The 12542-nt window shown below is 72.1% G+C and carries 13 protein-coding genes; 7 read left to right on the top strand and 6 right to left on the bottom strand.

Translation table 11 applies throughout. The features are described 5' to 3' along the window. Nucleotides 1-53: 53 nt before the first annotated feature. Nucleotides 54-1748: a phenylacetic acid degradation protein PaaN gene (paaN, locus tag ACF1G2_RS23365; RefSeq protein ID WP_391800091.1), complete on the top strand. Its 1695-nt coding sequence runs from the start codon at nucleotides 54-56 to the stop codon at nucleotides 1746-1748. A gap of 117 nt (nucleotides 1749-1865) precedes the next feature. Here paaN and ACF1G2_RS23360 read toward each other — a convergent pair whose 3' ends face one another. From ACF1G2_RS23360 to ACF1G2_RS23350, 3 genes are read right to left on the bottom strand one after another with little or no spacing between them, the layout of a single operon-like run. Beyond that, nucleotides 1866-2528 carry a TrmH family RNA methyltransferase gene (locus ACF1G2_RS23360; protein ID WP_391800090.1) on the bottom strand — a complete coding sequence of 221 codons (663 nt, stop codon included), beginning with the start codon at nucleotides 2526-2528 and terminating at the stop codon, nucleotides 1866-1868. Then, nucleotides 2525-3865 (bottom strand): HTTM domain-containing protein, encoded by a 1341-nt coding sequence (locus tag ACF1G2_RS23355; RefSeq protein ID WP_391800089.1) that lies wholly within the window; start codon nucleotides 3863-3865, stop codon nucleotides 2525-2527. Before ACF1G2_RS23355 ends, ACF1G2_RS23360 begins: the two co-directional genes overlap by 4 nt. Beyond that, nucleotides 3862-4590, bottom strand: coding sequence for a DUF5819 family protein (locus tag ACF1G2_RS23350; RefSeq protein WP_391800088.1), 729 nt, complete (start codon nucleotides 4588-4590; stop codon nucleotides 3862-3864). Before ACF1G2_RS23350 ends, ACF1G2_RS23355 begins: the two co-directional genes overlap by 4 nt. A gap of 113 nt (nucleotides 4591-4703) precedes the next feature. Here ACF1G2_RS23350 and paaA point away from each other — a divergent pair, with 113 nt between their 5' ends. The 6 genes from paaA (at nucleotide 4704) to ACF1G2_RS23320 (ending at nucleotide 9612) form a co-directional block, all read left to right on the top strand. After that, nucleotides 4704-5774, top strand: a complete 1071-nt coding sequence (paaA, locus tag ACF1G2_RS23345) for a 1,2-phenylacetyl-CoA epoxidase subunit PaaA (RefSeq protein ID WP_391800087.1) — start codon at nucleotides 4704-4706, stop codon at nucleotides 5772-5774. Next, nucleotides 5771-6058 carry a 1,2-phenylacetyl-CoA epoxidase subunit PaaB gene (paaB, locus tag ACF1G2_RS23340; protein WP_391800086.1) on the top strand — a complete coding sequence of 96 codons (288 nt, stop codon included), beginning with the start codon at nucleotides 5771-5773 and terminating at the stop codon, nucleotides 6056-6058. Before paaA ends, paaB begins: the two co-directional genes overlap by 4 nt. Next, complete coding sequence (paaC, locus tag ACF1G2_RS23335; protein ID WP_391800085.1) at nucleotides 6055-6810, top strand: 1,2-phenylacetyl-CoA epoxidase subunit PaaC; 756 nt, start codon at nucleotides 6055-6057, stop codon at nucleotides 6808-6810. Before paaB ends, paaC begins: the two co-directional genes overlap by 4 nt. Beyond that, nucleotides 6804-7307 carry a 1,2-phenylacetyl-CoA epoxidase subunit PaaD gene (gene paaD / locus ACF1G2_RS23330; protein WP_385852106.1) on the top strand — a complete coding sequence of 168 codons (504 nt, stop codon included), beginning with the start codon at nucleotides 6804-6806 and terminating at the stop codon, nucleotides 7305-7307. Before paaC ends, paaD begins: the two co-directional genes overlap by 7 nt. Then, the gene (locus ACF1G2_RS23325) at nucleotides 7308-8396 is read left to right on the top strand and encodes a 2Fe-2S iron-sulfur cluster-binding protein (protein WP_391800084.1); all 1089 of its coding nucleotides are present in this window, start codon (nucleotides 7308-7310) and stop codon (nucleotides 8394-8396) included. 82 nt (nucleotides 8397-8478) lie between these two features. Continuing rightward, entirely contained in the window at nucleotides 8479-9612 is a 1134-nt protein-coding gene (locus tag ACF1G2_RS23320) for an acyl-CoA dehydrogenase family protein (RefSeq protein WP_391800224.1), read from the top strand. A gap of 68 nt (nucleotides 9613-9680) precedes the next feature. Here ACF1G2_RS23320 and ACF1G2_RS23315 read toward each other — a convergent pair whose 3' ends face one another. The 3 genes from ACF1G2_RS23315 to ACF1G2_RS23305 all read right to left on the bottom strand — a co-directional run bounded on the left by ACF1G2_RS23315 (nucleotide 9681) and on the right by ACF1G2_RS23305 (nucleotide 12542). Next, on the bottom strand, nucleotides 9681-10025 hold the full coding sequence (locus ACF1G2_RS23315) for a rhodanese-like domain-containing protein (protein WP_391800083.1): 345 nt from the start codon (nucleotides 10023-10025) through the stop codon (nucleotides 9681-9683). Between the two features lie 63 nt (nucleotides 10026-10088). Then, nucleotides 10089-10988 (bottom strand): hypothetical protein, encoded by a 900-nt coding sequence (locus tag ACF1G2_RS23310; protein ID WP_391800082.1) that lies wholly within the window; start codon nucleotides 10986-10988, stop codon nucleotides 10089-10091. Between the two features lie 105 nt (nucleotides 10989-11093). Beyond that, nucleotides 11094-12542, bottom strand: a complete 1449-nt coding sequence (locus ACF1G2_RS23305) for a DUF2252 domain-containing protein (protein ID WP_391800081.1) — start codon at nucleotides 12540-12542, stop codon at nucleotides 11094-11096.

Below are 12542 nucleotides of genomic sequence, written 5' to 3'. Positions count from 1 at the left end.
TGGAGCGCTCCGCGCGCCGAATCGATCTAGCTCGACGAGGAGTTGGTCCTGTAATGGCCGCCGCTCAGCTGACCACCGACGCCCTGGCCGAGAAGCACCGGTCCACGCTCGACCAGGCTCTCGACACCATCCGCACCCGTGCCTACTGGTCGCCCCACCCCGAGCACCCCAAGGCCTACGGCGAGAACGGCTCGCTGGACGCCGCCGCCGGCCTCGAGGCGTACAAGGCACTGCTGAACACCCGTTTCGAGCTGGACCAGCCCGGCACGGACGCCTGGACCGGCGACGAGACCTCGCCGTACGGCCCGTCGCTCGGCATCGAGTACCCGCACGCCGACATCGACGTCCTGCTGCCCGCGATGCGCGCCGGCATGGCCGGCTGGCGCGAGGCCGGCGCCGAGGTCCGCGCCCTGGTCTGCCTGGAGATCCTCGCCCGGATCTCGGCCCGTACGCACGAGTTCGCGCACGCCGTCATGCACACCAGCGGCCAGGCCTTCATGATGGCGTTCCAGGCCGGCGGCCCCCACGCCCAGGACCGCGGCCTGGAGGCCGTGGCGTACGCGTACGCGGAGCAGACCCGCACCCCCGGCAGCGCCGACTGGTCCAAGCCCCAGGGCAAGCGGGACCCGCTGGAGCTCTCCAAGGCCTTCACGCCGGTCGCGCGCGGCATCGCCCTCGTCATCGGCTGCAACACCTTCCCGACCTGGAACGGCTACCCGGGCCTCTTCGCCTCCCTCGCCACGGGCAACCCCGTCCTGGTCAAGCCCCACCCGCGCGCCGTCCTCCCGCTGGCGCTCACCGTGCGCGTCGCCCGCGAGGTCCTCGCCGAGGCGGGCTTCGACCCGAACCTGGTCGCGCTGGCCGTCGAGCGGCCCGGCGAGGGCATCGCCAAGACCCTGGCCGTCCGCCCCGAGGTCCGGATCATCGACTACACCGGCTCCACCTCCTTCGGCGACTGGCTGGAGGCCAACGCCCGCCAGGCGCAGGTGTACACGGAGAAGGCCGGCGTCAACACCGTCGTCGTCGACTCCACCGACGACTACAAGGGCATGCTGTCCAACCTGGCGTTCTCGCTGTCGCTGTACAGCGGCCAGATGTGCACCACCCCGCAGAACCTGCTGATCCCCCGCGACGGCATCACCACGGATGCGGGCCCCAAGTCGTACGACGAGGTCGTCACCGATCTCTCGGCTGCGGTCGGCGGTCTGCTCGGCGACGACGCCCGGGCGAACGCGCTGCTCGGCGCCCTGGTCAACCCGGACGTGAAGGCGCGCCTGGAGGCGGCCGCAGGACTCGGCGAGGTGGCCCTGGCCTCCCGCGAGGTGGCGAACCCGGACTTCCCGGACGCCGTCGTCCGTACGCCGGTGATCGTCAAGCTGGACGGCTCGAAGCCGGACCCGGAGGCGGCGTACTTCTCCGAGTGCTTCGGGCCGGTCTCCTTCGCCGTCTCCGTCGACTCGACCGCCGACGCGCTGGAGCTGCTGCGGCGCACGGTCCGTGAGAAGGGCGCGATGACGGTCGGGGCGTACACCACCTCGCCCGAGACCGAGCGTGCCGTCGAGGAGGTCTGTCTGGAGGAGTCGGCCCAGCTCTCGCTGAACCTGACGGGCGGCGTCTACGTCAACCAGACGGCGGCGTTCTCCGACTTCCACGGCTCCGGCGGAAATCCGGCCGCGAACGCGGCCCTGTGCGACAGCGCGTTCGTCGCCAACCGCTTCCGGGTGGTGGAGGTCCGCCGCCAGGCGTGACCTCCCGTGCTCGCGGGGGCCCTACGGGGTCTCCGCGGGCCGCCGCCGGTCAGGCGAGGCCCACGGGGGTCTCCTCTGGGGCAAAGCCCTACGAGGTCTCCTCGGGCCGCCGGCCGGTCACGCGCCGGGAGTGATCTCGGCGTACCGCTGCACCCACGCGTGCATCGCGATCGCCGCCGCGGCGCCCGCGTTGATCGACCGGGTCGAACCGAACTGGGCGATCGAGCAGACCATCTCCGCGTGCTCACGGGCCTCCTCGGTGAGGCCCGGCCCCTCCTGGCCGAAGAGCAGCACGCAGCGGCGCGGCAGCACGGTCCGTTCCAGCGGTACCGCGCCCGGCAGGTTGTCGATGCCGATGATCGCCAGACCCTCGGCCGCCGCCCACGCGGTCAGCGACTCGGTGTCCGGGTGGTGGCGCACATGCTGGTAGCGGTCGGTGACCATCGCCCCGCGACGGTTCCAGCGCCGCCGGCCGACGATGTGGATCTCCTTCGCCAGGAAGGCGTTGGCGGTCCGCACCACCGAGCCGATGTTGAAGTCGTGGCCCCAGTTCTCGACCGCGACGTGGAAGTCGTGGCGCCGGGTGTCCAGGTCGGCGACGATCGCCTCCCGCGTCCAGTACCGGTACCGGTCGACGACGTTGCGCCGGTCGCCGTCCGCCAGCAGCTCCGGGTCGTAGCGCTCGCCGTCCGGCCAGGGCCGCGGATGCGGTCCCACACCGACCTCGGGGGCGTACCCGTCGTCGTACTGGATCGGCTCGGACTGTTCAGCGGTGCTCACCCCACGAGGGTACGGGGGGCGGGTTCCTCACCCGAACGGCGCTGCTCGGGCAGCTCTCCTCCCCGGCGGGACAGCAGACGGTCCCGGCCGCGCACCACCCGCGCGCCCAGCCACACCAGGAACGCCGTCGGCAGGAACACCGCGTCCGCGGAGATCATCGCGAGCGAGAACAGGGGCAGTCCGAGGAGCACGGCGATGCCGGCGTGCTCCAGCATCATCGCGACCAGCAGGACGTTCTTGACCTTGCGGTTGAACAGGGCGAAGGGGAACGCGACCTGGACCAGCACGGTGCCGTAGGTCAGTACCAGCACCAGTACACCGCTGGAGCCGAACAGATCGGACAGGGCGGGCCAGGGCGTGAAGTAGTCCAGCTGGAGCGGGTAGTAGAGCGCGGTGCCGTCCTGCCAGCGCGAGCCCTGGATCTTGTACCAGCCGGCCGTCGCGTAGATCAGACAGACCTCGGCCATGATCACGACGAGGGTCGCGTTGTGGGCGAGGTTGGCAAGGACGTCGAGGAGCGTGCGGGGCTCGCCCGGGGCGTTCCGGCACACCCACCACCACAGCGCCTGCGCCAGCCACAGCACCCACAGCATCACCAGGAGCCACAGCGAGCCGGTGAGGTCGGCGAAGTACGTGGCGGCGAGCAGGAGGCCGCCCAGCACCGTCCACAGCAGCGGCCCGACGACGTCGCGGCGCGCCTCCCGCCCCTGGTCCGCCTCACGCGCCTCGCGGGCCGCCCGGCGGGCGTCGAGGGACCAGACCTGTCCGCAGCGGGTGAGGACGAGGTAGATCGCGGCGAGGTGGAGGACGTTGTCCCCGCCGTCCCCCATGAAGACGGAGCGATTCTGCAGGGACAGCACGCCGGCCATGAAGACCACCGACATGGCGCGGGTACGCCATCCGAGCAGAAGCAGGAGCGCGGAGGCCACGGCGAGGCCGTAGACGATCTCGAACCAGAGGGCGCTGTCGGACCACATCAGGACCGTGAAGGCGTCGTTCTGGGCGATCAGCTGCCGGCCCATCTCCCACGCCCAGGGGCCGTCGGGGCCGTAGAGCTCGTGCCGGTGGGGCAGTTCGCGCAGCAGGAAGAGCAGCCAGGTCAGGGAGAAGCCGATCCGGACGATCGCGGTCTGGTACGGGCCGAGCGCCGAGGCCGTCACCCGCTGCACACCCCGAGCGAGCCGCCGGTCGAACGGCTCCCGCGCGGCGGCGGGGGCCTGGGGGGCGGCGCCTTCGGCGTACGCGGCGTTCGCGGCGCCTCCGGCCTTCACTGCGTGCGCGGCGCCTCCGGCGCTCTCGGGCCCTCCGGCGTCCGGGTGCGTGAATGATCGGTTCACCTGGCCGCCTCCGTACGGTCGTCACGCGCCCCGCCCGGCAGATCGGCTGCGGTCACCTTCCACCACGGAAGCTCCCGGTGGACGGGTTCCGTGCTGATCTTCTCGGTGCTCCACGACGGTGCGGGAACGCCGCGTGTGGTGGAGCGGAGCTGTATCTGCTCCACGGCGCCGCCGAGCCGCTGCTCGTCGAGACGGAGCATGACGATCCGGCGGATGTAGTTCTCGGAGAGCCGGCCCCGCAGGCCGTTGGGGAGATGGTCCTCCGTGTGCGAGTTCAGGTAGAAGTCCCAGGCCCGGCGGAGCTCGTTCTGCTGGGTGTGGCTGGGCACGAGGCTGCCGCGTATCGCCTCGGCGTCCTGGGCGGTCAGATCGATCCAGCCGGTCGTGCGCGGGGTGCCGTCGCCGTCCCCGACGCGGGCGCGGACCTGGACGGCGACGTTCTGCTGCAGCGGGTTGGGGGCGAAGAGCTTCCAGTTCTGCTCGAACTCGGGGTACACCCAGTCGTCGACGGCGGCGCCGTGCTGCTTGGTCAGCGTGTTCGACGGCGCGACGTGCAGGAACACCATCGCGAGGTGGACGCAGGCGAGGACGCCGACGACGGCGAGCGAGACGGCCGCGACGACCTGGAACGGAAGGGAGAGGGCGGCGATCCCGGAGCCTTCCCGTGGACCCGGTTCCGGCAACGGATGCTCCTCGCGCGTGTCCGCGTCGTCGTGCGCTTCCATCCCGCCCCGATCCCGATCGGTCCACCCTCGGTTATCCACAGGGTTGACACCATACGGGCCGCCGACCGACCATTGAAGTCATTCAACCGAACGATCGGTCGGTAGGGAGTGCGATGACCGCAGGGACGGCAGCGACCGCAGTGACCGCGAGCGCGCAGGGCGCGCGGGCGGCCGCGCACGGCGAGCAGGACACGGCGGCGGAAGCGGCGCTCGCCGCCTACGAGGCGGTGTTCGACGCCGCCGTCGCCGCCGACGAGCGCATCGAGCCGCGCGACTGGATGCCCGACGCGTACCGGGCCTCCCTCGTCCGCCAGATAGCGCAGCACGCCCACTCCGAGATCATCGGAATGCAGCCCGAGGCCAACTGGATCACCCGCGCGCCCTCGCTGCGCCGCAAGGCGATCCTGATGGCCAAGGTCCAGGACGAGGCCGGCCACGGCCTGTACCTGTACAGCGCGGCGGAGACCCTCGGCACCGGCCGCGACGAGCTCCTCGACAAGCTCCACGCCGGCCGCCAGAAGTACTCCTCGATCTTCAACTACCCCACGCTGACGTGGGCCGACGTCGGCGCCATCGGCTGGCTCGTGGACGGCGCCGCGATCACCAACCAGGTCCCGCTCTGCCGCTGCTCCTACGGCCCGTACGCCCGCGCGATGGTCCGTGTCTGCAAGGAGGAGTCCTTCCACCAGCGCCAGGGGTACGAAGCCCTCCTCGCCCTCTCCCAGGGCACCGAGGCCCAGCACGCCATGGCGCAGGACGCGGTGAACCGCTGGTGGTGGCCCTCACTGATGATGTTCGGCCCCCCGGACGACGAATCGGCGCACTCCGCCCAGTCCATGGCGTGGAAGATCAAGCGGCACTCCAACGACGAGCTGCGCCAGCGCTTCGTCGACATCGCCGTCCCCCAGGCCGAGGCCCTCGGCCTCACCCTCCCCGACCCGGACCTGCGCTGGAACGAGGAGCGCGGGCACTACGACTTCGGCCCCATCGACTGGGCCGAGTTCTGGGACGTCCTCAAGGGCAACGGCCCCTGCAACGAACAGCGCCTCGACCGGCGCCGCCGCGCCCACGAAGAAGGCGCCTGGGTCCGAGAGGCAGCCGCGGCCTACGCCGACAAGCACACGGCAGCCCAGCACACGCACAAGAACACGCACACGGACACGAACGGGGAGGCACGGGCATGAGCACCGACGGATGGCCGCTGTGGGAGGTGTTCGTGCGCTCGCGCCGCGGGCTGTCCCACACGCACGCCGGCAGCCTGCACGCGCCCGACGCCGAGATGGCCCTGCGCAACGCCCGGGACCTCTACACCCGCCGCAACGAAGGCGTCTCGATCTGGGTGGTCCCCTCCACCGCGATCACCGCCTCCTCGCCCGACGAGAAGGACCCGTTCTTCGAGCCGTCGGCGGACAAGCCCTACCGCCACCCGACCTTCTACGAGATCCCCGAGGGAGTGAAGCACCTGTGAGCGAAGCACCCGCGAGCGCGACCGCCGGCACCACCGACACCGCCGCGATCACCGAAGCAGCCCTCGCCCTCGGCGACGACGCCCTCGTGCTCTCCCACCGACTGGGGGAGTGGGCGGGCGACGCCCCCGTCCTGGAGGAGGAGGTCGCCCTCGCCAACATCGCGCTCGACCTCCTCGGCCAGGCGCGCATCCTGCTCTCCCTCGTCGGCGACGAGGACGAACTGGCCTACCTCCGCGAAGAGCGGGCCTTCCGCAACTGCCAGCTCGTCGAACAGCCCAACGGCGACTTCGCCCACACCATCGCCCGCCAGCTCTACTTCTCCACCTACCAGCGGCTCCTGTACGGACAGCTGGCCGCCGGCGACGGCCCCCTGAGCGGCCTCGCGGCGAAGGCCGTCAAGGAAGTCGCCTACCACCAGGACCACGCCGAGCACTGGACCCTCCGTCTCGGCGACGGCACCGACGAGAGCCACGGCCGCATGCAGCGCGCCTGCGACGCCCTCTGGCGCTACACCGGCGAACTGTTCCAGCCCCTCGAAGGCCTCGCCGTGGACCTCGAAGCGCTCCGCGGCACCTGGCTCGACTCGATCACGGCCGTCCTCGAACGGGCCACCCTCACCGTCCCCGGCGGACCCGACACCGGCGCCTGGCGCGCCGGAGCCGGCCGACAGGGCCTCCACACCGAGTCCTTCGGCCGCATGCTCGCCGAGATGCAGCACCTGCACCGCAGCCACCCGGGGGCGACATGGTGACCACGACCATGACGGACCTGGAGCGGGAACTGGCCCGGATCGCCGGCGCCGTCCCCGACCCCGAACTGCCCGTCCTCACCCTCGAAGAGCTCGGCGTGCTGCGCGGCGTCCAGGTCCTCGGCCCCGGCCGCGTCGAAGTCGAACTCACCCCGACGTACACCGGCTGCCCCGCGATCGAGGCGATGTCCTCCGACATCGAGCACGCCCTGCACCAGCACGGCGTCCCCGACGTCTCCGTCGTCACCGTCCTCGCCCCCGCCTGGTCGACGGACGACATCAGCGACGAAGGCCGGCGCAAGCTCGCCGAGTTCGGCATCGCCCCGCCCCGCCCCCAGGGCCCGGCCGGCGGACCCGTCCCCCTCACCCTGGCCATCCGCTGCCCGCACTGCGGCTCCACCGAGACCGAGCTGCTCAGCCGGTTCTCCTCCACGGCCTGCAAGGCACTGCGCCGCTGCACGGCCTGCCGCGAACCGTTCGACCACTTCAAGGAGTTGTAGATGCAGTCCTCACGCTCCGGACGGGCTGAGTTCCATCCGCTCCGGGTGAGCGAGGTCGAGCAGCTCACGGACGACTCGGTGGCCGTCACCTTCGCCGTCCCGCCCGAGCTGCGCGACGCCTACCGCCACACCCCCGGCCAGCACCTCGCCCTGCGCCGCACCGCACGCGACGGCGAGGAGATCCGCCGTACGTACTCGATCTGCGCGCCCGCGGCCCCCAGCGGCCAGGATCCCGTCCTGCGCGTCGGCATCCGACTGGTCGACGGCGGCGAGTTCTCCACCTACGCCCTGAAGGAACTGACCGTCGGCGACACCGTCGACGTCATGGAACCCATGGGCCGCTTCACCCTCACACCCCGCCCCGGCCGCTTCGCCGCCGTCGTCGGCGGCAGCGGCATCACCCCGGTCCTCTCGATGGCCGCCACCCTGCTCACCCAGGAGCCGGACGCCCGGTTCTGCCTCGTACGGAGCGACCGCACCGCGTCCTCCACGATGTTCCTGGACGAGGTCGCCGACCTCAAGGACCGCTTCCCGGACCGCTTCCAGCTCATCACCGTGCTCTCCCGCGAGGAGCAGCAGGCCGGACTCCCGTCCGGGCGGCTCGACCAGGAGCGGCTGACCGGTCTGCTCCCCGCGCTCCTGCCCGTCGACGACATCGACGGCTGGTTCCTGTGCGGCCCGTTCGGCCTCGTCCAGGCCGCCGAAAGCGCCCTGCGCGGCCTCGGCGTCGCCCGCTCCCGGATCCACCAGGAGATCTTCCACGTCGACGACGGCTCGGCGCCCGCCTCCGCACCCACCGCTTCCGCCCCGGCCCACGCCACACTCACGGCGACCCTGCACGGCCGCTCCGGCAACTGGCCGGTGGAGAAGGGCGAGACGCTGCTCGAAACGGTCCTGCGCGCCCGTGCCGACGCCCCCTACGCCTGCAAGGGCGGGGTCTGCGGCACATGCCGCGCCTTCCTCGTCGAAGGCGAGGTCCGCATGGACCGCAACTTCGCGCTGGAGCCGGAGGAGACCGAGGCCGGATACGTCCTGGCCTGCCAGTCCCACCCCGCCACCGCCGAAGTGGAGCTGGACTTCGACCGCTGACCGTCCCCGCGCGGCCATTCCCTTCCCCTAGAACCTGTTCTATCTTGACGATCCGTCAGACAGGCAACGGGAGGGCATGGCCGTGGACTTCACCTTCACCGAAGAACAGCAGGCGGCCGTCGAGGCGGCCAAAGCGGTCTTCTCCGGCGTCACACCCGACGCCGTACCGAGCCCCGCGCTCACCCCCGGAGCCGTCGCCGACGACTTCGACCGACCGCTCTGGTCCCGCCTCGCCACCGCCGACCTCCTCGGCCTCGTCCTCGACCCCGAACACGGCGGCGCAGGCCTCGACACCATCGCCCTCTGCCTCGTCCTGCGCGAATCCGCCCGCGTCCTCGCCCGCGTCCCCCTCCTGGAGACCAGCGCGGTCGCCATGACCGTGCAGCGCTACGCCGACCCGCGCACCGCGGCCGAACTCCTCCCCCGCGTCGCACGCGGAGAACTCGTCCTCACCGCCGCCTCCAACGGCCGCACCGGCCACGACCCCGCCGAACTCGCCGTCACCGCCCACCGCGACGGCACAGGCTGGATCCTCGACGGCCTCCAGAGCGCCGTCCCCTGGGCCCACGGCGCCGACCGGATCGCCGTCCCCGCCCACACCACCGAAGGACAGACCGTCCTCGCGCTGCTCCCCCGCACCCACCCGGGCCTCACCCTCGCCGAGCAGTACTCCACCAGCGGCGAGCTCCTCGCCGAACTCCGCCTGGACTCCGTACACCTCGACACCGCCGACGTCATCGACACCGACGACGCCTGGGAATGGCTCCACGGCGTCCTCGCCACCGGCACCTGCGCCCTCGCCCTCGGACTCGGCGAGAACGTCCTCACCATGACCAGCCAGTACACGGGCAAGCGCGAACAGTTCGGCCACCCCGTGGCGACCTTCCAGGCCGTCGCCGTCCAGGCGGCAGACCGCTACATCGACCTACGGGCCATGGAGGTCACCCTCTGGCAGGCCGCCTGGCGCATCAGCAGCGAAGCCGGCGGACCACTGCCGCCCGCCGCGGACATCGCCGTCGCCAAGATCTGGGCCTCGGAAGGCGTACGCCGCGTGGTGCAGACCGCCCAGCACCTCCACGGCGGCTTCGGCGCCGACACCGACTACCCCCTGCACCGGTACCACGCCTGGGCCAAGCAGCTCGAACTCGCCCTCGGCCCGGCCGCGGCCCACGAGGAGACCCTGGGCGACCTCCTGGCCGCCCACCCCCTCGGCTGATCCCGCCCGGGCGAACCCATGCCCGGGCGTCCGATCCGTCCGGGCGAACCCGCCCGGACGCCCACGTCCTAGGCCACGAAGCCCGGGGCGCCCGCCGCCGTCACCACCGGCCGCCCGGCCGCATCCCAGGCGATCATGCCGCCGTCGACGTTCACCGCGTCGATCCCCTGCTGCACCAGATACTGCGTGACCTGCGCCGACCGGCCACCGACCCGGCACATCACATACGCGCGACGCCCGTCGGCCACCGCCTCGGTCACCTCACCGAAACGCGCCACGAAGTCGCTCATCGGCACATGCAGCGCACCCTCGGCGTGACCGGCCACCCACTCGTCGTCCTCACGGACGTCCACCACCAGGGCATCGGCCGGCACGGAAGCCACGTCCACCGAGGGGAGCGGGGCGAAATTCATGGGACAGGCCTTCTCTCGTACGAACGACTCGACGGAAGTCGAGCACTGTGAAACCTACTGCACCTACCCCGCGAGCGAGGCGAGCTCCGCCTCACGCTCGGCGACCTGCGCCAGGAGCTGCTCGGCGATCTCATCGAGGAGACGGTCGGGATCGTCGGGCGCCATCCGCAGCATCGCGCCGATCGCGCTCTCCTCCAGCTCCCGCGCCACCAGCGTCAGCAGCTCCTTGCGCTGCGTCAGCCAGTCGAGGCGCGCGTACAGCTCCTCGCTCTCGCTGAGCCGCTCCGGCTCGGGCACGGGACCGGCCGCCCACTCCTCGGACAGCTCACGCAGCAGCGCCACGTCACCACGGGCGTAGGCCGCGTTCACCCGGGTGATGAACTCCTCGCGCCGCTTGCGCTCGGCCTCCTCGCGCGCCAGGTCCGGGTGGGCCTGCCGGGCCAGCTCGCGGTAGAGCTTCCGGGCCTCCTCACCGGGCCGGACCCGCTTGGGCGGCTGCACCGGCTGCCCGGTCAGCATGGCGGCGGCCTCGGGGGAGAGCCCGTCGGAGTCCATCCAGTCGTGGAAGAGCTCGTCGACGGCCGGCATCGGCATCACGACGGCCCGCGCCTCCTGCGCCCGGCGCAGATCCTCCGGATCCCCGCTCCGAGCGGCCCGCGCCTCGGCGATCTGTGCGTCCAGCTCGTCGAGCCGCGTGTACATGGGGCCCAGCTTCTGGTGGTGCAGCCGGGAGAAGTTGTCGACCTCGACGCGGAACGTCTCCACGGCGATCTCGAACTCGATCAAGGCCTGCTCGGCCACCCGCACGGCCTTCTCCAGCCGTGCCTCGGGCCGCTGGGCACCGCCCGAATCCGCGCCTGTGCCCTGCGCGGCGCCCGCCGGGTCGCCGCCCGGATCCGAGCCCGCGCCCGGATCCACGTTCTGGTCCTGGTCCACGCCCACGTCCTCGCTCCGGTCCGTCACCACACCAGCCTACGATCCCCCGGGGGCCCCTCCCCCCTCCCTCCCCCGCCCCCGTCCCCCCGTGGTCGGCTTCGTCCGGCTACAGGTGCGGGCGCGCCTGTGGCCTCAGATGCCGAGTTCGGCCGCTATCCGGCCGTCGCGTACCGCCGTCACCAGGTCGGTGTGATCCGCCGTGGTGCGGTCGGCGTAGGCGACGGCGAAGGCCGCTACGGCCTCGTCGAACTCCTCGTTCTTGCCGCAGTAGCCCGCTATCAGGCGCGGGTCCGCGCTGTGGGCGTGGGCGCGCGCCAGCAGGGCGCCGGTCATGCGGCCGTAGTCGTCGACCTGGTCGGGGGTGAGCGCGGCCGGGTCGACGCTGCCCTTGCGGTTGCGGAACTGGCGCACCTGGAAAGGACGCCCCTGGACCGTTGTCCACCCGAGCAGGATGTCGCTCACGACCTGCATCCGCTTCTGCCCGAGGACCACGCGCTGTCCCTCGTGCCCCGCGTCCGGGACGGTGAAGCCGGCCGCCGGCAGGTGGGGGAGGAGCGCCGAGGGGCGCGCCTCCTTCACCTGGAGGACGAGCGCCTCGCCCCGGTGGTCGAGGAGCAGCACGACGTACGAGCGGGTGCCGACGCTGCCGGTGCCGACGACACGGAACGCTACGTCGTGCACGGCGTACCGCGCGAGGAGCGGAAGCCGGTCGTGGGAGACGGTGTCCAGGTACGGGCCGAGCGCGGCGGCGACGGCGGCCGCTTCCGCGTCCGGCACGCGGCGCAGGACCGGCGGTGCGTCGACGAACCGGCGGCCGCCGCCGTCGGCGTCGGTGACGGACTCGGTGGACTTGGCGGCGAACCGGGCGCTGGTGTTGTTCCGGGCCTTCTCCGAAACCCTTTCGAGGGTGCCGAGCAGGTCGCGGGCGTCGGTGTGGGAGACGAGCTCCTCGTCGGCTATCGCGTTCCAGGCGTCGAGTGCGGGGAGTTTGGCGAGGAGCCGCATGGTCCGCCGGTAGGCGCCGACGGTGTCGAAGGCGGCGGCCCGGCAGGTGTCCTCGCTCGCGCCGACCTCTCGTCCGGCGAGGACGAGGGAGGTGGCCAGTCGCTTGAGGTCCCATTCCCAGGGGCCGACGACGGTCTCGTCGAAGTCGTTGAGGTCGATGACGAGCCCGCCTCGGGCGTCTCCGTAGAGGCCGAAGTTCGCCGCGTGGGCGTCGCCGCATATCTGGGCGGCGACGCCGGTGACGGGCGAGGCTGCGAGGTCGTGGGCCATGAGCCCGGCGGAGCCCCGCAGGAAGGAGAAGGGGCTCGCGGCCATGCGGCCGACGCGGATGGGCGCGAGGGCGGGCACGCGGTCGCGGCTGGACTCCTCGACGGCACGGACGGCGTCGGGCCGGTCGTCGGCGAGGACGAGGGTGCTGTGGGTGGCGCGTGGGACGCGGGCGCGCAGGGCCTTGCCCTGTTCCTTGGGGGAGTTGGCGGCCCCCGCCGCCGCCCGCCGGGCGAACCCGGGCACGTGCGGTACGCGCCCGCTCTCCGTGCCTCGTTGTCCCGCAACCGCTGTCTGGATCTCGCCCAT

The organism is Streptomyces sp. NPDC013457, from assembly GCF_043089925.1.
Lineage (GTDB): Bacteria > Actinomycetota > Actinomycetes > Streptomycetales > Streptomycetaceae > Streptomyces.
Note: the sequence above shows the minus strand (reverse complement) of the source record. Positions and strands in the feature narration are given on the sequence as shown.